The 20,467-nt window shown below is 67.4% G+C and carries 19 protein-coding genes; 10 read left to right on the top strand and 9 right to left on the bottom strand.

Features of this window, described 5'->3' with window-relative positions; translation table 11 throughout:
• Positions 1–332: 332 nt before the first annotated feature.
• On the bottom strand, positions 333–3,503 hold the full coding sequence (locus FJU31_RS03360) for an Rne/Rng family ribonuclease (protein ID WP_150453484.1): 3,171 nt from the start codon (positions 3,501–3,503) through the stop codon (positions 333–335).
• A 408-nt stretch (positions 3,504–3,911) separates the two neighbouring features.
• Here FJU31_RS03360 and FJU31_RS03355 point away from each other — a divergent pair, with 408 nt between their 5' ends.
• Entirely contained in the window at positions 3,912–4,886 is a 975-nt protein-coding gene (locus tag FJU31_RS03355) for an RluA family pseudouridine synthase (RefSeq protein WP_150453483.1), read from the top strand.
• A 147-nt stretch (positions 4,887–5,033) separates the two neighbouring features.
• Here FJU31_RS03355 and zupT read toward each other — a convergent pair whose 3' ends face one another.
• The 3 genes from zupT to FJU31_RS03340 form a co-directional block, all read right to left on the bottom strand.
• Positions 5,034–5,843 carry a zinc transporter ZupT gene (gene zupT / locus FJU31_RS03350; protein WP_150453482.1) on the bottom strand — a complete coding sequence of 270 codons (810 nt, stop codon included), beginning with the start codon at positions 5,841–5,843 and terminating at the stop codon, positions 5,034–5,036.
• Positions 5,844–5,942: 99 nt separating this feature from the next.
• A complete protein-coding gene (locus tag FJU31_RS03345; RefSeq protein ID WP_150453481.1) occupies positions 5,943–6,359 on the bottom strand; it encodes an energy transducer TonB in 417 nt (138 codons plus the stop codon).
• A complete protein-coding gene (locus FJU31_RS03340) occupies positions 6,356–6,706 on the bottom strand; it encodes a 4a-hydroxytetrahydrobiopterin dehydratase (protein ID WP_150453480.1) in 351 nt (116 codons plus the stop codon). Before FJU31_RS03340 ends, FJU31_RS03345 begins: the two co-directional genes overlap by 4 nt.
• 90 nt (positions 6,707–6,796) lie before the next feature.
• Here FJU31_RS03340 and FJU31_RS03335 point away from each other — a divergent pair, with 90 nt between their 5' ends.
• Entirely contained in the window at positions 6,797–7,396 is a 600-nt protein-coding gene (locus FJU31_RS03335; RefSeq protein WP_116864319.1) for an NfuA family Fe-S biogenesis protein, read from the top strand.
• A 10-nt stretch (positions 7,397–7,406) separates the two neighbouring features.
• On the top strand, positions 7,407–9,167 hold the full coding sequence (locus tag FJU31_RS03330; protein ID WP_150453479.1) for a hypothetical protein: 1,761 nt from the start codon (positions 7,407–7,409) through the stop codon (positions 9,165–9,167).
• Between the two features lie 122 nt (positions 9,168–9,289).
• Here the strand turns inward: FJU31_RS03330 and FJU31_RS03325 are convergent, their stop codons facing one another.
• Both FJU31_RS03325 and FJU31_RS03320 read right to left on the bottom strand, forming a co-directional pair.
• Positions 9,290–9,703, bottom strand: a complete 414-nt coding sequence (locus FJU31_RS03325; RefSeq protein WP_150453478.1) for a barstar family protein — start codon at positions 9,701–9,703, stop codon at positions 9,290–9,292.
• Positions 9,700–10,161, bottom strand: coding sequence for a guanyl-specific ribonuclease (locus FJU31_RS03320; protein ID WP_150453477.1), 462 nt, complete (start codon positions 10,159–10,161; stop codon positions 9,700–9,702). The genes FJU31_RS03325 and FJU31_RS03320 overlap by 4 nt, the downstream gene beginning before the upstream one ends.
• A 224-nt stretch (positions 10,162–10,385) precedes the next feature.
• Here FJU31_RS03320 and FJU31_RS03315 point away from each other — a divergent pair, with 224 nt between their 5' ends.
• Positions 10,386–10,997 (top strand): superoxide dismutase, encoded by a 612-nt coding sequence (locus FJU31_RS03315; protein WP_079222465.1) that lies wholly within the window; start codon positions 10,386–10,388, stop codon positions 10,995–10,997.
• Between the two features lie 159 nt (positions 10,998–11,156).
• On the opposite strand, the gene FJU31_RS03310 is transcribed toward FJU31_RS03315, so the two are convergent.
• On the bottom strand, positions 11,157–12,008 hold the full coding sequence (locus tag FJU31_RS03310; protein WP_150453476.1) for an endonuclease/exonuclease/phosphatase family protein: 852 nt from the start codon (positions 12,006–12,008) through the stop codon (positions 11,157–11,159).
• A gap of 160 nt (positions 12,009–12,168) precedes the next feature.
• Here FJU31_RS03310 and FJU31_RS03305 point away from each other — a divergent pair, with 160 nt between their 5' ends.
• Both FJU31_RS03305 and FJU31_RS03300 read left to right on the top strand, forming a co-directional pair.
• A complete protein-coding gene (locus FJU31_RS03305) occupies positions 12,169–13,734 on the top strand; it encodes a POT-type proton-dependent oligopeptide transporter (protein WP_150453475.1) in 1,566 nt (521 codons plus the stop codon).
• A 12-nt stretch (positions 13,735–13,746) separates the two neighbouring features.
• Complete coding sequence (locus FJU31_RS03300; RefSeq protein ID WP_150453474.1) at positions 13,747–14,370, top strand: rhomboid family intramembrane serine protease; 624 nt, start codon at positions 13,747–13,749, stop codon at positions 14,368–14,370.
• Positions 14,371–14,413: 43 nt separating this feature from the next.
• Here FJU31_RS03300 and FJU31_RS19235 read toward each other — a convergent pair whose 3' ends face one another.
• On the bottom strand, positions 14,414–14,578 hold the full coding sequence (locus FJU31_RS19235; protein ID WP_188115440.1) for a hypothetical protein: 165 nt from the start codon (positions 14,576–14,578) through the stop codon (positions 14,414–14,416).
• A 210-nt stretch (positions 14,579–14,788) separates the two neighbouring features.
• Between FJU31_RS19235 and FJU31_RS03295 the strand changes: the two genes are divergently transcribed.
• From FJU31_RS03295 to cfa, 3 genes are read left to right on the top strand one after another with little or no spacing between them, the layout of a single operon-like run.
• Positions 14,789–15,091 (top strand): GNAT family N-acetyltransferase, encoded by a 303-nt coding sequence (locus tag FJU31_RS03295; RefSeq protein ID WP_079222461.1) that lies wholly within the window; start codon positions 14,789–14,791, stop codon positions 15,089–15,091.
• Between the two features lie 36 nt (positions 15,092–15,127).
• On the top strand, positions 15,128–16,009 hold the full coding sequence (locus FJU31_RS03290) for a DUF3298 and DUF4163 domain-containing protein (RefSeq protein WP_108760620.1): 882 nt from the start codon (positions 15,128–15,130) through the stop codon (positions 16,007–16,009).
• A 17-nt stretch (positions 16,010–16,026) separates the two neighbouring features.
• A complete protein-coding gene (cfa, locus tag FJU31_RS03285; RefSeq protein ID WP_150453473.1) occupies positions 16,027–17,142 on the top strand; it encodes a cyclopropane fatty acyl phospholipid synthase in 1,116 nt (371 codons plus the stop codon).
• Between the two features lie 108 nt (positions 17,143–17,250).
• Here the strand turns inward: cfa and FJU31_RS03280 are convergent, their stop codons facing one another.
• Positions 17,251–19,419: a M3 family metallopeptidase gene (locus tag FJU31_RS03280; protein WP_150453472.1), complete on the bottom strand. Its 2,169-nt coding sequence runs from the start codon at positions 19,417–19,419 to the stop codon at positions 17,251–17,253.
• Positions 19,420–19,559: 140 nt separating this feature from the next.
• On the opposite strand from FJU31_RS03280, the gene FJU31_RS03275 reads away from it, so the two are divergent.
• Complete coding sequence (locus FJU31_RS03275; RefSeq protein ID WP_150453471.1) at positions 19,560–20,039, top strand: glutathione peroxidase; 480 nt, start codon at positions 19,560–19,562, stop codon at positions 20,037–20,039.
• The last annotated feature ends 428 nt before the right edge of the window (positions 20,040–20,467 follow it).

The following is a 20,467-nucleotide window of genomic DNA, read 5'->3' as shown; positions in this document are numbered from 1 at the left end:
TATGGTAGGTGCTAACCTTGGTTGGCACGGGCGTGTCCGCGTGCGTTGAATCAACGGCGCCAACCAAGGTTGGCATCTACCGGGGCGGTGCCCGTGCTCCGGCCAGGCCTGCGTGCATTGAATCAACGGTGTTATGGTAGGTGCCAACCTTGGTTGGCACGGGCGTGTCCGCGTGCGTTGAATCAACGGCGCCAACCAAGGTTGGCATCTACCGGGGCGTGTCCGCGTGCGCTGAGTCAACGTGGCAATTACCAACGCGGCGGCAGACGCATAAACAAAAACGGCGGGGATCATCGATCCCCGCCGTTTCGTTCTACGCGATCAAAGAACGATCAGTTCGCCGACGGCGTGCGCTTGGCGGCTTCTTCGTCTTCGTCCGATGCCTGGGCATCAGCGGCCTGGCTCGCCGAATCGGCATGGCCATCGGCCACCGGGTCGATCGACGGCGTCACCACGGCTTCAGCCACCGGTGCGGCGGCTTCGACCGGCGCGGCTTCGACGGCCACCGGCGCTGCCGGCTGCTCGACGACCGCTGCGGTTTCGACCACCGGAGCCACGTCCACCACCGGAGCGGCTTCGACGACCCGCGGTGCCGGCGCGGCCACCGGGGCAGTTTCCTCGACAAACGGCTTGGCGTCAGCCACCGGAGCGACCGGTGCTTCCGGCTGGGCCGGGGTTGCAGCGTCGATCTGATCCAGCATGCTGGTCTGCACCGGCTGCGGGGCCGGCTCGGCCTTGACCACCGGTGCCGGGGCTGCCGCTTCCTGCGGAGCGACGGCTTCGACCACGGCGCTGCTCACGGCAACGACCGGGGCGGCAGCGGCAACGGCAACCGGGGCACGGGCGGGCTTTTCAGTTTCCACGGCCAGCGGCTCGACTTCGTCATCGAAATCGAATTCCGGCTGCGAGCGCGACGGCTGCGCGGCGGCGACCGGCGCGGCCTCGGCGGCAGTGTCGGCAGCCTGGTCAGCGCTGTCGTTGTCATCGGCTTCGTCACCGTCGTCCTGGTCATCGCCCAGGGCATCGGTACCGGCGGCATTCTCGGCGCCACCACGGCGGCGACGACGGCCACCGCGACGGCCACGACGGCGGCGGGTCGCGCCTTCGCCGGCCTGTTCGCCTGCGGCGTCGGTCGCGGCATCTTCGCCGGACACGGCAACCGCGTCGGCGTCAGTGCCTGCGTCAACGCTGGCATCGGCCACCGGTGCAGCATCAGTCGCCACCACGGCGGCGACCGGTGCAGCCGGTGCCACCGGAGCGGCCGGTGCAGTGCCTTCCTGCGCGGTCACTGCGTTGGCCGCGACGACGGTCGCGGCCACGGCGGCAGCCGCGGTTGCGGTGTCGACCGGTGCTTCGGCGGCGGCGCGCTGCGGCTTCTCGGCCGGCTTCTCGCCGTCCTGCTGCGGACGCGGCTGCTTCGGCTGCTTCAGCTTCGGCTGCTGCTGCGGGTTCTGGCCCTGCTGCTCGTTGCGCGGCTGCTTCTGCTGCTGCGGCTGCTGCTGGCCGTCCTTCTGCTGGGCGTCCTTCTGCTTGCCCTGCTGCGGCTGCTGCTGGGCATTGCCGTTGTTGTTGCCGCCCTGGCGGCCGTCCTTGCGCTGCTCGCCGCGGTCCTTGCGGTTGCCGCCGTCCTTCTGCTGCTGCGCATTGCCGTTGCCGCCGTTGCTACGGCTGTCGTCGCGACGGTCCTTGCGGTCCTTGTTGCGATCCCTGTTGCGGTCCTTGCGGCCGCCATCCTGCTGCGGCTGGCGGGCAGCCGGGGCCGGAGCGGGGGCCGGAGCGGACTCGCCACCGAAGATGCGCTTCAGCCAGCCGACCACGCCGCCACTGGCGGCCGGTGCCGGGGCAGCGGCCACCGGTGCCGGGGCCGGAGCGGCCACCGGTTCGGCTTCGGCACGCACCGGGGCCGGTGCGGTGTGCTTGACCTGGGTCACGGCCGGCGGCGGGATGTTCAGCTGGCCCTTGGTCAGGGCGTGCACCGGCAGCTTGCGCGGGGTGCCACGCTGGTAGCTCGGCTTGTTGCTGTCTTCACCCAGCTCGTTCTCGCGCAGGCGGGTCACATTGTAGTGCGGGGTGTGCAGCTGCTCGTCGGCGACGATCACGATCGGCGCTTCGTGGCGCTGCTCGATCTCGCGCAGGGCGCTGCGCTTCTCGTTCAGCAGGTAATTGGCGATCTCCACCGGCGCCTGGACCAGCACCTGCCCGGTGTTCTCCTTCATCGCATGCTCTTCGGCGACGCGGATGATCGACAGTGACAGCGACTCGACGCTGCGCATGCGGCCGTGGCCGTCACAACGCGGGCAGACGATCTGGCTGGACTCACCCAGGCTCGGGCGCAGGCGCTGGCGGCTCATTTCGAGCAGGCCGAAGCGCGAGATGCGGCCGACCTGGACGCGCGCGCGGTCGTACTTCAGCGCGTTGGCCAGGCGGTTCTCGACTTCACGCTGGTGCTTGTTGGAGGCCATGTCGATGAAATCGATGACCACCAGGCCGCCCAGGTCGCGCAGGCGCAGCTGGCGGGCCACTTCCTCGGCCGCTTCCAGATTGGTCTGGAAGGCGGTGTCCTCGATGTCGCTGCCCTTGGTGGCGCGCGAGGAGTTGACGTCGACGGCGGTCAGCGCTTCGGTCTGGTCGACCACGATCGATCCGCCCGACGGCAGGCGCACGTTGCGCTCGTAGGCGCCTTCGATCTGCGATTCGATCTGGAAGCGGTTGAACAGCGGGATGTCGTCCTTGTAATGCTTGAGCTTGCGCAGGGTCTGCGGCATCACCTGCTGCATGAACTCGCGGGCGTGCTCGTACATCTCCTCGGTGTCCACCAGGATCTCGCCGATGTCGGCGCGCAGGTAGTCACGCAGGGCGCGCACGATCAGGCGCGATTCCTGGTAGATCAGGAACGGGGCCGGCTTGCTCAAGGCAGCTTCGGCGATGGCGCGCCAGACGTTCAGCAGGTAATCCAGATCCCACTGCAGCTCTTCGGCATCGCGGCCGACGCCGGCGGTGCGGATGATCACGCCCATGTCGTCGGGGATGTTCAGCTTGTCCAGGGCGTCCTTCAGGGCGGCCCGGTCTTCGCCTTCGATGCGACGGGAGACACCGCCCGCGCTCGGCGAGTTCGGCATCAGCACCATGTAACGGCCGGCCAGGGAGATGAACGTGGTCAGGGCGGCGCCCTTGTTGCCGCGCTCTTCCTTGTCCACCTGGACGACGATTTCCTGGCCTTCCTTCAGCAGCTCGCGGATGCCGGCCTTGTTGTGGTCGACGCCGGCCTGGAAGTAGTCGCGGGAAATTTCCTTCAGTGGCAGGAAGCCATGGCGGCCACCACCGTATTCGACGAAGGCCGCTTCCAGCGAGGGCTCGATGCGGAAGATCCGGCCCTTGTAGATGTTGGACTTCTTCTGTTCCTTCGCCGGCTGCTCGATATCGATGTCATACAACGACTGGCCATCGACGATGGCAACACGCAGCTCTTCGGCCTGCGTGGCGTTGATCAGCATTCGCTTCATTGTTGCGTTCCTCGCAAGCGGCTACCGCGCGGAACGCCATGGGGTTTCGCCTCTGGACACGGTTCACCGCCCATTCGCGCATGCGCGGGGAGGACGGCTTGGGTTTCCAGCGCTACGACACCACGGCAGGCCGCGGGAGCGCTTCACTTTTCTGGTTTTTGGGGTGTTGCAGGGCCGGCGGCAGCTGTCAGCCAGGCTGGAGCGCCGCGCGGGACATGTTCAGCACGGTTGCGTGTCAGGCATCCGGCGATGGCCGGGAAGGCCGGTGAGCCGCTAACATGGCCGCCCCGCGGGCGGTGGTCGCGCACTGTGCCGGATTCGTCGGAAGCTGGGCTTCTGGCCCTGAGTAACTTCCAGCAAAATCAATCCCTTATCTCGCCCCCCGAGTGTAACAGAATAAACAGCCAGATGACTGCCCCAGACCCCACCAAGCCCGCCGGCGACAAGCCTTCCGTGCGCATGATCACCGTTCCCGAGGACCGTGCAGGCCAGCGCCTGGACAATTTCCTGCTGGGCCAGCTCAAGGGCGCCCCGCGCAGCCTGGTCTACAAGCTGGTGCGCAGCGGCCAGGTCCGCGTGAATGGCGGCCGCGCCAAGGCCGAACGCAAGCTGGAGGCGGGCGACGAGGTGCGTGTGCCACCGGTTCGTCTCACCGACGAAGGAGACAAGGCCGGTCCGCCCGAGTCCTTCATGCGCCGCCTGGAACAGGCCATCGTCTTCGAAGATGCACGTTTGCTGGCCCTGAACAAGCCGACCGGCGTGGCGAGCCACGGTGGTAGCGGCATCAGCTTCGGCGCCATCGAGACCCTGCGTGCCCTGCGCCCGGGGCAGACCCTGGAGCTGGTCCACCGGTTGGATCGCGACACCTCGGGCCTGCTGATCGTGGCCAAGAAGCGTTCGGCGCTGAGCGAGCTGCAGGCGCTGCTGCGTGAAGACCACGGTGCCGGCATCCGCAAGCGCTACCTGACCCTGCTGGCCGGGCGCATGCCCGACGGCGTGATGACGGTCGACGCGCCGCTGCACGTGGGCCTGCGCCAGGGTGGCGAGCGCCACGTGCAGGTCAACGCGATCGGCAAGGAATCGATCAGCCACTTCCGGGTGCTGGAGCGCAAGGGCGGCCATTCGTACTGCGAAGTGCGCATCGAGACCGGCCGTACCCACCAGATCCGCGTGCATGCCCAGCATCTGGGTCATCCGGTGGCCGGTGATGACAAATACGGCGATCCGGCAGTCAACAAGCGGCTTCGTGAGCAGATCGGGCTGAAGCGCCTGTTCCTGCACGCGGCCTCGCTGGAGTTCGCGCTGGACGCCGGCAAGACCCCGTACGTGCTGAACGCACCGCTGGCCGACGAGCTGGTGGAAGCGCTGGACCGGCTGAAGTAAGCGAGCCTTGTAGAGTCGAGCCGTGCTCGACTGCTCTTCGGCCGGGCGCGGCTGAAAGCCAGTCGAGCAAGCTCGACTCTACGGGGCGGGATGGCGCGGAAAGCCAGTCGAGCACGGCTCGACTCTACAGGGCGGCGCGCAAACCGATCACCACTTGAACAGCACCAGGCTGATCGCCAGCGTGCCCATGCCCGCCACCAGTCCGTACACGGTCTCGTGGCCCTTGGCATAGCGCTTGGCTGCCGGCAGCAGCTCATCCAGCGCCAGGAACACCATCACCCCGGCAATCAGCCCGAACACCCAGCCGAACGTGGCGTGCGACAGCGAGCCCTTCAGCAGGAGGTAGCCGAGCACCGCGCCCACCGGCTCGGCCAAGCCTGACAGCAGGCTGGCCATGAAGGCGTGCAGCTTGCTCTGGGTGGCGAAGTACACCGGCACCGCGATGGCGATGCCTTCGGGAATGTTGTGGATTGCAATGGCGAAGGCCAGCGGCATGCCCACCGACGGGCTTTCCACCGTCGCGAAGAAGGTAGCCAGGCCTTCCGGGAAGTTATGCGCGGTGATCGCCACGGCCGTCAGCAGGCCGACGCGCTTGATGTAGGCCTTGTTGTTGTCGCGGAAGGCCGGTTCCTTCGAATCCAGCGTCTCGTGCGGGTTCGGGATCAGGTGGTCGATGGCCACGATCGCCAGCACGCCCAGCAGGAAGGCGATGGTGCCCCAAGTGAAACCGCCGCGTGCGCCGTAGGCCAGGGCGAACGATTCGATCGACTTGTTCAGGATTTCCGACAGCGAGACATACACCATCGCGCCGCCGGCAAACGCCAGACCGAACGCCAGCAGGCGGGGGCTGGGCCGGCGCGAGAACAGGACCAGCAGGCTGCCGATGGCGGTCGCCAGGCCAGCGGCGAGGGTAACCGCGAGTGCGATCCAGAAGTTTTCCGGGGAGATCTGCAGCATTTACCGACGCGTTCCTGATCGTTCAGCAGCCGCCCCGGGTCAGGCCGGGACGGCGGGGGGCAAGGCGGGCGTCGGCTGGCCTGGTCGCTACGGCGGCCTTCAGCCGCCGCGGCGCATCCGCTCTTCAATGGCGAAGCACTGGTCCGGCTTCGGCTGCGGCGGGTTGAAGCTGACCGGCACCTGGATGGTGGCGGGCACGGCCTGGCCGTTGCGGGTGGCGGCCTTGAATTCCCACGCCTGGACTGCGGTTTTGGCCAGGTCATCCAACTGCGCGTTGCCGGCGCCGGTCAGCAGCAGGACCTCGCTGGGGCGGCCATCGGTGCCGATGGTGACCTTGAAAGTACTGGTACCGCCCACGCCGGTGCAGGCCAGCTCCATCGGGTACTGCGGCGGCGGGGTCTTCACCGCGGCCACCTCGGTCGGCGGCGCGGCCGGCGGCGCCGGCGGCTCGGACGAACCACAGCCGGCCAGGCCGGTGGCGGCGAGCAGGGACAGGCTCAGCAGTCGAACATTCATTTCACGTGCTCCGTCAGGGCCGAGGTCTTGGTCGCGCAGATGAAGTCGTTCTCGCTCAGCCCGCCCACGTCGTGGGTGGAGTAGCGCACGACGGCGCGGTCGTAGTGCACGCCCAGGTCCGGGTGGTGGTCCTCGTGGTGGGCGATCCAGGCCAGCGCGTTCACGAAGGCCATGGTGGCGTAGTAATCCTTGAAGCGGAACGTGCGCACCAGCGCCTGGCCGGCCTCGGCCAGTTCCCAGCCCGGCACCTGCGGCAGCAGTTCGGCCAGGCGCGCTTCGCCCAGCTTGTGGTCGCTGCCCTTGCGCGGCACGCAACGCGCCTGTGCCAGCGGAATCAGGTCGGACATGGGTTCCTCCACCTCGAATTGACTGAACAATGCGCCGGCCGGTGTATAAACCGAATGAGCGACCGGCGCTGACTTGGCTAGAATAGCCTGATGATCCAGATCTCCGACACTGCCCAGACCCACTTCCGCAAGCTGATCGAACGCGAGGGCGTGCCCGGCATGGGCGTGCGCCTGAGCGCCGTCGATCCCGGCACGCCGCGCGCAGACGCCCGCCTGGAGTTCGCCGAACCCAGCGACCTGCTCGGTGACGAATGGGCCGTGGACTGCGATGGCTTCACCCTGTATGTCGACGCGCTCAGCGTGGGCTGGCTAGACGGTGCCGAGATCGACATCGTTCCCGGCACCGCCGGCACCCAGCAGCTGACCATCAAGGCCCCGCGCATCAAGGGCGAAGCGCCCGGCGAGGCCGCCTCGCTGGTCGAGCGCGTGCATTGGGTGGTGGAAAACGAAGTCAACCCGCAGCTTGCCTCGCATGGCGGCAAGGTCGCCGTGCAGGAAGTCTCGGCCGATGGCGTGGTGCTGCTGCGCTTCGGCGGCGGCTGCCAGGGCTGTGGCATGGCCGACGTCACGCTCAAGCAGGGCATCGAAAAGACCCTGATGGGCCGCGTGCCGGGCGTGACCGCCGTGCGCGACGCGACCGACCATGACAGCGGCCACGCGCCGTACATCCCCCGCGGCAACGCCGCCTGATCGCCAACGCGTGCCTCTGCCCAGAGCCGAGCAACTGATCGATCTGCTGCTGGCGCGCCAGCAGCACCCCCTCATCCTCGAAAAGCGCACGCGCCTGCCGTATGGCTGGGCGATCTGGCTGCGCTCGCTGAAACCGATCGCGCGGCCGTTCCACGCCAGCGACGTGATCGCGGTGCTGCTGCCACGACCGCTGCCCGGTCGTCCCGGCGTGGTGCCGGCGCTAGGCCCATGGGGCGCCGCGCGGCGCCTGCTGTGGCAGGACTGGGAGCCGGCCCCGCGCGACCAGCGCTGGATGCGCTGGACCTCGGCCGTTGCCAGTGCGCTGCTGCACCTGCTGTTCTTCCTGTTGCTGCTGTGGGTGGCGGTGATCCGCACCACCGCGCCGGACGATGCCGGTGCCGAAGGCGAGCGCGTGCAGATTGAATTTGTCGGCCGCGGCGCGCAGGAAGGCGGCGGCGACCAGCCCGGCGCCGAGGCGGCGGCTGCCGAAGCCGCTGCGGTGGCCAGTGGCCAGCCGGCCGGCGAGGCCAGCGCGCCGCGTCCGCAACCGCCTGCGCCTGCTGCCACCGCGCCTGCCGAGGCGGGGAGCGCCGCAGTGACGCCGCCACCGCCGGTGCAGAGCGAACCCGCGCCGCAGGCTGCGCCTCCGCCGACACCGGTGCAGGCCACCGCAGTGGCCGAGGCGACCACTGATTTCGTGGTGCCGCCGGTCAGTGTGCCGCGCACCGAAGTGAACATTGTGCCGCGTGACAGCACGCCCGCCGTGCGCGAGCGCAGCGTGCAGACGGTGCAGGCGCCAGCCGTATCGATGCGGGTGCGGCAGGTGCCGCTGGCCGTGCCTGCCCCTGCGGTTCGCGAGGTGCAGGTGCAGGAGCGCGAGGTCGCCACGGTGGAAGCGCCGGTAGTGCCGCAACCGCTGCGCAGCGCTGAGGTGCAGGTGCGCCCGCCGCAGCAGCGCGAGGTTCAGGTGCGCGAGCGCGAAGTGCAGGCGGTGGTCGACCCGCAGGTGCGGATGGCGGCCGTGCCTGGGCGCGAACCCAGCGTGCGTGCACCGACCGGTCGTGACGTGCAGGTGCGCGAACGCAGCGTGGCCAACGCGCCGGTCGCTGCGCCGTCTCCCGCCAGTGGTGCCAGCAGTACACCTGCGTCGGCACCGGCGGGGAGCGCGGCCAGTCCGTCCACCGCGAGTGCATCACGCCCGGCCGCCAGCGCGGGGACGCCGGCACAGGCCGGTGCGCGTCCCGCGCCGACGCCGGGCAACTGGGCCACACCGGCCAAGGGCGACGACTGGGGTGCCTCGGACCGCAACCGTGATGGTGCGCGCAGCGGTGCAGCGCAGGCCAGCTCGCAGGGTGCGGGGCAGGGGCTGTTCAATGCCGACGGCAGCGTCAAGGTGCCCGGCCAGGATGCCAAGGGTGCTGCCGAGCGCGGCGCGCCGGGCGGGGCCAACGATGGCTGGACGAAGGAACGCATCGCCGAATCGGGCCGCTGGCTGAAGCGACCGCCCTACGACTACACGCCGACCTCGTTCGACAAATACTGGGTGCCGCAGGAATCGCTGCTGGCCGAATGGGTGCGCAAGGGCGTCAAGGCAATGGAGATTCCGTTGCCGGGTACCAGCACGAAGATCTCCTGCGTGATCTCGATCCTGCAGGCCGGTGGCGGCTGCGGCCTGAGCGACCCGAACATGCAGGACCAGCCCGCCGTGGCAAGGCCGCCCCCGGACATCCCGTTCAAGAAAGAGCTGCAGGAAGATAACGGCAGCCGGTAACGGGTGGTGTTTTGGTGGATGCCAGCCTTGGCTGGCAGAAGCGTGCTTTGGTAGATGCCAACCTTGGTTGGCAAGAGCGCCGACCAAGGTCGGCCTCTACCAGGGCAGTAGCGCCGCCCCGTTTACTCGCTCTGCGAGAGGAACACCCAGAACGGCACGTCGCGGCCGACCCAGTCGCGGCTGGCTTCGTCCATCACATCCAGCAGCGTGTCGAAGTCCTTTGCCGCGCCCGCGCGCAGCGCATCCACATCGGCCAGGAACAGGGCATAGCCCGGTGCCGGCAGCCACTGCAGGTCGCGCAGGTTGTCGGTAAGTGCATCCCAGTTGCCGCCGAAGCCAGCCGGGAAATCGAGCTGTGCGGCCAGCCGCGCCAGCAGGGTGCGCTTGTCGGCCACACCGTGCAGGTCGATGCGGATCACCTTCAGCGAAGCATCGCGCATGGCCGCCGCCAGGTCACTGATGTCGCCGGTATCGATGGCATAGACGCCAGCGTTGTTGATGTCATGCAGGCCGAGGCCGAAATCGTCGTGGCTCATGGGCGTTCTCCCGGGGCCGGTACGGTGAAGCTGCGGAACGAATCGTAGTGATCGTCGGTGTAATACCACGCCTGCGGCGGGTCGCCGCCGGTGATGATGCGGCGCGCGCCGCGGTTGGAGGCACCGGGGGTATCGACCGTGTACTCACGGTAGTAACCGCGCGGCCGCTGCGGCAGGCGCTGCTCGCGGTTGCCGAAGGTGGTGCCGTCCTGGCGGTGCGGGAAGGGGCCGCCGCGCTGGATGAGGGCGATGGTCCGACGCGCCTCGGCAGGCAGGAAGCCGGGCAGGCCATCACCGCGGTCGCTGCCGGCGGCGCGCACGGCCGGCGCGTTGCGGTTGCTGGCGCCCTGCAGGTCCGGCGCGAACTGCGGTGCCGGCGGCCGCTGCAGGAAATGGTTGGCAACCAGCCCAAGCAGCAGCAGGGCGATGGCGGTGATCAACAGCCGGGGATTGCGCATGGGCCGTGGTGGGCGAGGGAAGTGCGTGCACTGTAGCGCCTGTGCGCTGCATCGTGCATGAGGAGCGGTGGCCGCGTCACTGCTGCGTAACAATTGCCAATGCAATCACCTGCAGGACGCAATTTCCTTTACATCCCTCTTGGTAATGTGGCGGTCTGTCCCCATCATTCAACGCGCACCGCCCGACGACGCCGTCGGGTGCCCTCGCTATCAGGAGATGCATCATGGCCTACACCCTGCCCAAGCTGTCCTACGCCTACGACGCTCTGGAACCGAACATCGATGCGGCAACGATGGAAATCCATCACACCAAGCATCACCAGACCTACATCAACAACGTCAACGCGGCGCTGGAAGGCACCGAGTACGCTGACCTGCCGGTCGAAGAGCTGGTGAAGAAGCTGAAGTCGCTGCCGGAGAACCTGCAGGGTCCGGTGCGCAACAACGGTGGTGGTCACGCCAACCACTCGCTGTTCTGGACCGTGATGGCCCCCAACGCCGGCGGCAACCCGGTCGGTGACGTGGCCAAGGCCATCGACAAGGACCTGGGCGGTTTCGACAAGTTCAAGGACGCCTTCACCAAGGCTGCGCTGACCCGCTTCGGCAGCGGCTGGGCCTGGCTGAGCGTGACCCCGGACAAGAAGGTCGTCGTCGAGAGCACCGGCAACCAGGACAGCCCGCTGATGGAAGGCAACACGCCGATCCTCGGCCTGGACGTGTGGGAACACGCCTACTACCTGAAGTACCAGAACCGTCGACCGGAATACATCGGCGCGTTCTTCAACGTCATCGACTGGAACGAAGTCGAGCGTCGTTACCAGGAAGCCATTGCCTGAGTGCGGTGACTGCATGAAACGAAGAGGCCGGGGCAAACCCCGGCCTTTTTGTTTTCGCACGACCGCATCCGCCGGGCGTGGCCCGGCGCTACCGGAAACGGCGCGCGGTGCCGGAAACGGGGTAGTGCCGGGCCATGCCCGGCGAGCGCAGCGGTACGTCTATTCGGTGGTAGCCGGCACACCCTGCAGCCGCAGCGTGGCCATCACGCCCAGGCGCAGCCCGGGCAGGTCGCCGTCGGCGGGCAGCAGGATCGCCTGCTGGCGGATGCCGCCGAAATGCTTGACCTGGAACAGCACGTCCAGGCCGTGGCCGCTGGCCCCACCACCGCTGGCGGCAGGGGCGTCCGGCCTGCCCCCGGGGTTGCGCCGCGCCGGCTGGAAGCCGGGCGTGCTGCGTACCAGTTCGGGGGTCGCTGCGGCGAAATCACCGGCGATCAGGCTGGGCATGCCATCGGACGTGGCGCCGATCCAGGTCATCAGGTCGCTGGTCTGGTGCTGGCGTGCCGTGGCCTCGTCCGGGTCCGGGCGCAGGCGGGCCACATAGACGTTGAGCAGGGCCTCGCCCATCCGCAGGCGCATCATGCCGGCCGCGCTGAAGGTGCCGGGCGGATGCAGCAGGGTCACTCCGTCCTCGCTCACCGGCAGCCGGGTCAGCATCGCATTGCCGTGCCGCAGCGGCTGGCTCGGCGGGTCGGCGGTGACGAAATCGCAGCTGTAGCGCAGCCGGCTGGCCAGCCAGCAGGCGGGATTGCGGCCCTGCTGCTGCAGTACCTGCTGCACGGAGATCACATCCGGCTGCAGTTCGGTCAGCAGCTGCAGCACCTGTTCGCGGCGCTGCTTCCACTGCGCGTCATCGCGGCTGGGCAGTTCCAGCGCGGCCACGGTCAGCTGCCGGCCCTCGTCAGCGACGGCGCCCGCCAGCGGCGTGGCCTGCGGTCGCGCCCAGGCGGGCGCAGCCAGCAGCAGCACGAGGCAACCAAGCAGGAGGCGGGCAGGGGGGCGGTGGCGCATAACGATAAGTTTACGCTTTTGCCGTGCAGGTGCCGTGACTTCCGGCAGGGTCGCGACCACCTGCCATGGATCGGCGCCGCTGTCATGCAGCCGTGCAGCGTGCTTAGCAGCCACTGCTTCCGTAAACTGCGACTCTCGCTTTGCAGGAATGCCTTACAGGATGAGCCACGACGCAGTCGCCCCCATTGCCGGCCAGGGAAAGATGCCGCGCCAGATCCCCTACATCATCGGCAATGAGGCCTGCGAACGGTTCAGCTTCTACGGGATGCGCAACATCCTGGTGCAGTTCCTGATCACCTCGCTGCTGCTGCAGGAAATCACTGCAGAAGGCCGCGCCGGTGAAGCCAAGGACATCATGCACAGCTTCATGATCGGCGTGTACTTCTTCCCGCTGCTCGGCGGCTGGCTGGCCGACAGGTTCTTCGGCAAGTACCACACCATCCTCTGGTTCAGCCTGGTCTACTGCGCCGGCCATCTCTGCCTGGCGCTGTTCGAGAACAGCCGCGAAGGCTTCTTCCTCGGCCTGGGTCTGATCGCGCTGGGTGCCGGTGGCATCAAGCCGCTGGTGGCCTCGTTCATGGGTGACCAGTTCGACCAGAGCAACAAGCACCTGGCCAAGTTCGTCTTCGATGCCTTCTACTGGATCATCAACTTCGGCTCGCTGTTCGCCTCGCTGCTGATCCCGCTGGTGCTGAAGAACTGGGGCCCGCAGTGGGCGTTCGGCATCCCGGGCATCCTGATGTTCATCGCCACCTTCGTGTTCTGGCTGGGCCGCAGGCGCTACGTGCTGGTGCCGCTGCCGCCGAAGGATCCGCATTCGTTCGCCAACGTGGTGCGCACCGCGCTGACCACGCGCGTGGCCGGGCAGGGCCGTCCGGGCCTGGCCATCGCCGTGGCCGGCGTAGTGCTGGCGGTGGCCTCGCTGGGCCTGGTCGGCAGCCTGGGCATCGTCATCTGCCTGTGCATCGCGCTGGTGCTGGTCCTGGCCGGCATCGGCGGCGGCACCTGGATGCAGCTGGACCGCGCCCGTGGCCAGCACCCGGCCGAAGCCGTGGAAGGCGTGCGCTCGGTGCTGCGCGTGCTGGTCATCTTCGCCCTGACCACCCCGTTCTTCTCGCTGTTCGACCAGAAGGCGTCGACCTGGGTCTTGCAGGGCCAGCAGATGCAGATGCCGAGCTGGTTCACTGCCTCGCAGATGCAGGCACTGAACCCGCTGCTGGTGATGATCCTGATTCCGTTCAACAACCTGGTGCTGTACCCGGCCCTGCGCCGCTTCGGCTTCGAGCCGACCGCGCTGCGCCGGATGACCGCCGGCATCGCCTTCAGCGGCCTGGCCTGGATCGTGGTCGGTGGCATCCAGGTGGTGATGGACGGCGGCAACGCCATGTCCATCTTCTGGCAGATGCTGCCGTACGCGCTGCTGACCTTCGGTGAGGTGCTGGTCTCGGCCACCGGCCTGGAGTTCGCCTACAGCCAGGCGCCGCAGGCCATGAAGGGCGTGGTGATGAGCTTCTGGAACCTGACCACCACCATCGGCAACCTGTGGGTGCTGCTGTCCAATGCAGCGGTGCGCAACCATACGGTGACCGAGAAGATCGCCGGGACCGGGCTCAGCGAGGCGGCGTTCCTGATGTTCTTCTTCGCCGGTTTCGCGTTCGTTGCGGCGTTGGCCTTCGGTTGGTATGCAAAACGCTATCGTATGGTCGACAACTACCGCACTGCCTGAGCCTGAGCCGACATGACCCCCGTCAACCTGCTGTTGATCGCCATCACCGCCCTCCTGTCGTGGATGGCGTTCAACAACCGCAAGCTGGCCGACCGCCTGATCCTGTGGCCGCCGGCGGTGGACCGCCACCGCCAGTACGACCGCCTGATCACCTACGGCTTCGTCCATGCCGACTGGTCGCACCTGATCTTCAACATGATCACGCTGTTCTTCTTCGGCGGGCAGATCGAGAAGGTGATGCTGTTGTTGACCGGCAGCTGGCTGACCTACCCGGCGTTCTACCTGGGCGCGCTGCTGGTCTCGATCCTGCCGAGCTACCTGAAGAACCAGAAGAACCCGAACTACCTGAGCCTGGGCGCGTCAGGCGCGGTGTCGGCGGTGCTGTTCGCCTTCATCCTGCTCAGCCCGTGGACGATCATCCTGGTGTTCTTCATTCCGGCGCCGGCGATCATCTACGCCGTGTTCTACGTTGGCTACAGCATCTGGATGGACAAGCGCGGCGGCGACCGCATCAACCACAGCGCGCACCTGGCCGGTGCCGCGTTCGGCGTGATCTTCATGCTGGCCATGCAGCCGGCCATCTTCGGCCACTTCCTGGCCCAGCTGTCGAACCCGACCTTCGGATTCGGCCGCTGAGGGGCGAGGGTCGGATCCCCCGGGATCCGACCCGCAGGGCGGCTCAGGCCGCCCGGATGTTCTGGCCGTAGGTGTCGAGCAGGCGCGAGAACACTTCCTCGCCGATCCGCTGGAAATCCTGGTCGTCGGTCTGACCTTCCACTGCCAGCTGCAGCAGGCCCTCCAGCAGGGCGTGGTCGGTATCGGTATGGGAATCGCTGGGGTGCATGGCGGGCCTCCAAAGGCATGACACAGGGGCAACATTCGCAAGGGGCGTGCCAATCGGGCCGTATCCCTCCAGAGGGGTTAGCGGCCGCCATTGCTGCAGCTTGAGGGCGGGATATGACGCAAACCGTCCAGACCTGCCCCTGTTCAGGCTTCACGCGGTCATGGCGCCCCGCTGCGCACCATGCGCGCAGTCGTCGCAGGAGACAGTCCCATGGCTTCGGTCACGCCCCCCGGTCTGGCCTACGAGGTCGAGCACGACCAGGCCAACCACCGTTTCATCGCCCATGTGCGTGGACAGCGGGCGCTGCTGGACTACCAGATCAAGCGGCGACGCATGGTCATCACCCATACCGAGGTGCCCGAGCCGATCGCCGGCCGCGGCATCGCCGGTGAGCTGACCCGCGTCGCGCTGCGCTTCGCCCGTGAGCACAAGTACAAGGTGGTGCCGGCCTGCGCCTACGCCGAGGCCTTCCTGCAGCGCCACGAGGAGTTTCACGACCTGCTGGTAGGCTGAATGCAGCGGGCCACGCTTCAGCCATCGCAGGCGATGATGTACGAACATGAACAGGGGATCCCGATGAAGACTGGAAACAACCGGCCACTGCGTGCGAGCGCGCTGGCCGGCGCAATGGGCGTGCTGCTGCTGGCCGGTTGCCAGCGTGGCGAAGAGGCGGCTCCGGCCCCCGAGGCGGCGCCGGCGGCAGAAGCCACAGCGGCCGAACCCACGCCTGCCACTGAAGCACCGCTGGATCTGCGCGATGTGGTGGAGAACAACGAACGCGAAGTCGTCGGCATCAGCTACCCGGCCGGCATCGACCGCTACCCGGGCCTGGCGCGCGCGCTGCAGGAATACGCCACCTCCGCCCGCGGCGATCTGCAGCAGGCGCTGGACGGCCTGGGCAACGACAAGCCGACCATGCCCTACGAGCTGTCGCTGAGCTTCGAAAAGGTGCTGGAGACCCCGCAGCTAGTGGTGGTCAGTGCCGATGGCAGCCGCTATACCGGTGGCGCCCACGGCGAGCCGCTGGTGGCGCGCTTCGTGTGGCTGCCGCAGCAGCAGCAGATGCTGAGCGCCAGCACGCTGGTGGCCGATGACAAGGGCTGGAAGGCGATCAGCGATTTCGTTGCCGACCAGTTGCGCGAGCGCGTGGCCACCCGCCTCAGCGGCGAGGACATGGAGCCGGCGGACCTGCAGGAATCGCTGCGCAACGCTTCGCGGATGATTGCCGAGGGCACCGGCCCGCAGGCCGAGAACTTCAGCCAGTTCCAGCCGCTGACCGACGACAAGGGCCAGATCACGGCACTGCGTTTTGTGTTCCCGCCCTACCAGGTCGGCCCGTATTCGGATGGCACGCAGACGGCCGATGTGCCGGCCGCAGTGCTGCTGCCGCACGTGGCCAAGGATTACGTGGCGCTGTTCGCACGCGGGTAACCGCAGACGGAGGATGCGTGGATACAGGGTTGCAGGAGCGGGTTGCCGACCTGCTCCAGGAAGCCGGGGTCCGCATCGGCGGCACCCAGCCACAGGATATCCAGGTGCATGACCCGCGCTTCTTCGCGCGGGTCATGGGCCACGGCTCGCTCGGCCTGGGCGAGAGCTACATGGACGGCTGGTGGGATGCCAACGTCCTGGATGACTTCCTGGTCCACCTGATATCGGCGCACCTGGACGAGCGCGTGCATGGCTGGCGCGAGGTGGCCGATGCGCTGAAGGCGCGGCTGTTCAACCTGCAGGCCGGGCAGGGCAGCTATGAAGTCGGCCGCCGCCATTACGACCTCGGCAACGACCTGTACCAGGCCATGCTGGGCCAGCGCCTGGTCTACAGCTGCGGCTACTGGCGCAACGCCGTCGACCTGGATGCCGCGCAGGAGGCCAAGCTCGACCTGGTCTGCCGCAAGCTGGGCCTGCGGCCGGGCCAGCGCGTGCTCGACATCGGCTGTGGCTGGGGCGAGGCGTTGAAATTTGCCGCCGAGCGCCATGGCGTCAGTGGCGTGGGCGTGACCATTTCGCAGGAGCAGGCGGCCTACGCGCGCGAGCTGTGCGCTGGCCTGCCGATCGAGATCCGCCTGCAGGATTACCGCGAACTGGACGAGCCGTTCGACGCGGTGTTTTCCATCGGCATGTTCGAGCATGTGGGCGACAAGAACTACGACCGCTTCTTCGAGGTGGCGCGGCGCTGCCTGTCACCGCGCGGGCTGCTGCTGTTGCAAAGCATCGGCAGCAACGTGTCCCGGCACCGCACCGATCCGTGGATCGCACGTTACATCTTCCCCAATTCGATGCTGCCCTCGGCCGCGCAGATCACCCGCGCCTTCGAGGGGCGCTTCGTGCTGGAGGACTGGCACAACTTCGGCACCGATTACGACCTGACCCTGCAGGCGTGGCGGCGCAACGTGGAGGCGGCGTGGCCGCAGCTGGACGCGCGCTACGACGAGCATTTCCGCCGCATGTGGCGGTTCTACCTGGCCGGGTCAATGGCCACGTTCCGCTACCGGCATGCGCAGCTGTGGCAGCTGGTGCTGTCGCCGGAAGGCGTGCGCGGCGGGTACGTGGCACCGCGTTAGTCGGAACGGACGATTTCCGTAGTGGATCCACGCCATGCGTGGATGGCCCCAACAAAAAAACCGCCCGGTTTCCCGGGCGGTTTTCATTTCACGCTACCGGGCGGGCGATCAGTCGCCGGCGCCGGTCAGGCCACGCTTTTCCAGCAGCGGTTCGATCTGCGGCTCGTGGCCGGCGAAATCGCGGAACAGCTGCATGGCATCCACGCTGCCGCCCTTGGACAGCAGGGTGGCGCGGAAGTGGTCGCCGTTCTTGCGGCTCAGGCCACCGTTGTCCTTGAACCACTTCTGGGTGTTGGCGTCCAGTACTTCCGACCAGATGTAGGCGTAGTAGCCAGCCGAGTAGCCGCCCATGATGTGGCTGAAGTACGGGGTACGGTAGCGCGGCGGAACCGGCGCGTAGTAGATGCCGTCCTTCTCCAGCGCGGCGCGCTCGAAGGCCATCACGTCCTTGGCCGCCGGCACCTTGTCGGCCGCCAGCTGGTGCCAGTTCTGGTCCAGCATCGCTGCACCCAGGTACTCGGTGGTGGCGAAGCCCTGGTTGAACTTGGCCGCGGCCTGCACCTTGTCCAGCAGCGCCTGCGGCATCGCCGAACCGTTCTGGTAGTGCTTGGCGTAGTTCTTCAGGATGGCCGGGTTGTCGGCCCACATTTCGTTGACCTGCGAGGGGAACTCGACGAAGTCGCGCGGCACGGCGGTGCCCGAGAAGTACGGGTACTTCACGTTGGAGAACATGCCGTGCAGGGCATGGCCGAATTCGTGGAAGGTGGTGCTCACCTCATCCCAGGTCAGCAGGGTCGGCTGGCCGGCCGGCGGCTTGGGGATGTTGAGGTGGTTGGCGACCACCGGCTTGAAGCCGGTCAGCTTGGACTGCGACACGTAGGAGTTCATCCAGGCGCCACCGCGCTTGGACGCACGCGCGTACGGGTCGAAGATGAAGATCGCCAGCTGGCTGCCGTCGGCATCGAACACGTCATAGACGGTGACGTCATCGTGGTACACCGGCAGATCGGTGCGCTGCTTGAAGGTCAGGCCGAATTCCTGGTTGGCGGCGAAGAACACGCCGTTCTCCAGCACGTTCTTCATTTCGAAGTACGGCTTGAGCTGGGATTCGTCGAAGTTGTACTTGGCCTGGCGCACCTTCTCGCTGTAGAACGCCCAGTCCCAGGGCTCCAAGGCGAAGGTCTTTTTGCCGGCGGCCTTCTGTTCCTTGTCGATCATTGCCTGCAGGTCGGCGGCTTCGCGCTTGGCGTTGGCCACGGCGGCCGGGGCCAGCTTGCCCAGCATCGCGTTGACGGCTTCGGGGTTCTTCGCGGTCTGGTTGGTCAGGTTGTAGGCGGCGAAGTTCGGGAAGCCCATCAGCTTCGCCTTGTCGGCACGCAGCTGCATGATGCGCGAGACCAGGGCGGTGTTGTCGAACTCACCACCGCGGCTGCCACGGGTGATCGAGGCTTCGTAGATCTTCTGGCGCAGGTCGCGGTTGGCCAGGTTGGTCAGCGGCGGCTGGCCGGTCGTGTTGAGCAGGGTGATCACATACTTGCCGTCCAGGCCGCGGGCCTTGGCGGCTTCGGCGGCGGCGGCGATCTGTTCCTGGGACAGGCCGTCGAGCTGCTTGACGTCGTCGACGGTGATCGCCGAGGCGTTCACTTCCGACTGCACGTTCTGGCTGAACTTGGTGCCCAGGTTGGCCAGCTCGGCGTTCATGGTCTTCAGCGTGGCCTTGTCGGCCTCGGACAGCTTGGCGCCGGAGCGAACGTAGTTGTCGTAGTACTTCTCGACCAGGCGCACGCCTTCGGCGTCCAGGCCCAGCTGGCTGCGGGTGTCATACAGCGCCTGGATGCGGGCGAACAGCTTGCCGTTCAGCGCGATCGCATCGCTGTGCGCGGCGAACTTCGCCGAGTAGTCGGCCTGCAGCTTCTTGCGCGCATCGTTGGTATCGGCGCCGACCAGGCTGAAGAACACGGTAGTCGCACGGTCCAGCACGTCACCGCTCTTCTCCAGGGCGATGATGGTGTTGTCGAAGGTCGGCTTGGCCTTGGTGTTGGCGATCGCCTCCACTTCCTTCAGCTGCTGCGCCATGCCGGCGTCGAAGGCCGGGGCGAAGTCGCTGTCCTTGATCTTGTCGAACTGCGGAAAGTGCAGCGGCAGCGGGCTGTCGGCGAAGAACGGGTTGGCCTGCTGGGCATTGGCGGCAGCGGCCGGGGTGGCAGCGCTGGCCGAATAGGCGGGCAGGGCAAGGCCGAGGGTCATGGCCACGGCAAGGGCAAGGCGGGTGGTCAAGGCGGTACTCCGGTAAGACAGACAAGTGCCCGAGGTTAACCCGCCCGGCCCGGGCGCCACTTGTGTCAAAAGGCATGCCCGACGGCGCAAACCGGCGCAGCCTGCGATTACCATGGGGCTCTCCCCCTGGACGGTACGCCATGCCCAACGCCTTCGACTTCGGTTTCGTGGACCTGGATGGCCAGCCGCAGGCATTGGCGCAGTACCAGGGCCGTCCGCTGCTGCTGGTCAACGTCGCCAGTCGCTGCGGCTTCACCCCGCAGTACGCCGGCCTGGAGCAGCTGTGGCAGGACTACCGCGACCGTGGCCTGGTGGTGGTCGGCTTCCCCTGCAACCAGTTCGGTGGGCAGGAGCCTGGCGACGCGGCGCAGATCCGCCAGTTCTGTTCGCTGGATTACCCGGTCAGCTTCCCGCTCTCGCAGAAGATCGAGGTCAACGGCGAGGGCGCCGACCCGCTGTGGCACTGGCTGTCGCACGAGAAGCGCGGCCTGCTGGGCATCGCCCGCATCAAATGGAACTTCAGCAAGTTCCTGCTCGACCGGCAGGGCCAGGTGGTGGCGCGCTATGCACCGACCACCGCACCGGAGCAGCTGCGCAGCGCGATCGAAACGCTGCTCTGACCGTCATCCGCCGGGCATGGCCCGGCGCTACCAAAAGAAGCGCTCTTGTAGAGCCGAGTCCACGCTCGGCTGCTGTTTGGCGAGCGATGCAGGCGCGCTGCGCGCGCAAGCCGAGCGTAGGCTCGGCTCTACCCAGCTCTCCGCCGGGCATGGCCCGGCGCTGCCGATGAAGCGCTCTTGTAGAGCCGAGCCCATGCTCGGCTGTTCTTCGGCGAGCGATGCAGGCGCGCCGCGCGCGCAAGCCGAGCGTAGGCTCGGCTCTACCCAGCCCTCCGCCGGGCATGGCCCGGCGCTACCGATGAAGCGCTCTTGTAGAGCCGAGATCCTATGTTCGTGGTCAAGCCTGTTGGAAGCAGGCTTGGCCTACCTTCAGCATGGCTGGGTCGAATTCCTTGCCACTCTTGAATACGCCCCACGCAATCCTGGCC

This window comes from Stenotrophomonas cyclobalanopsidis, from assembly GCF_008710035.1.
GTDB lineage: Bacteria > Pseudomonadota > Gammaproteobacteria > Xanthomonadales > Xanthomonadaceae > Stenotrophomonas > Stenotrophomonas cyclobalanopsidis.
The sequence above is the reverse complement of the archived record's forward strand: the minus strand, read 5'-3'. Positions and strand labels throughout refer to the sequence as shown.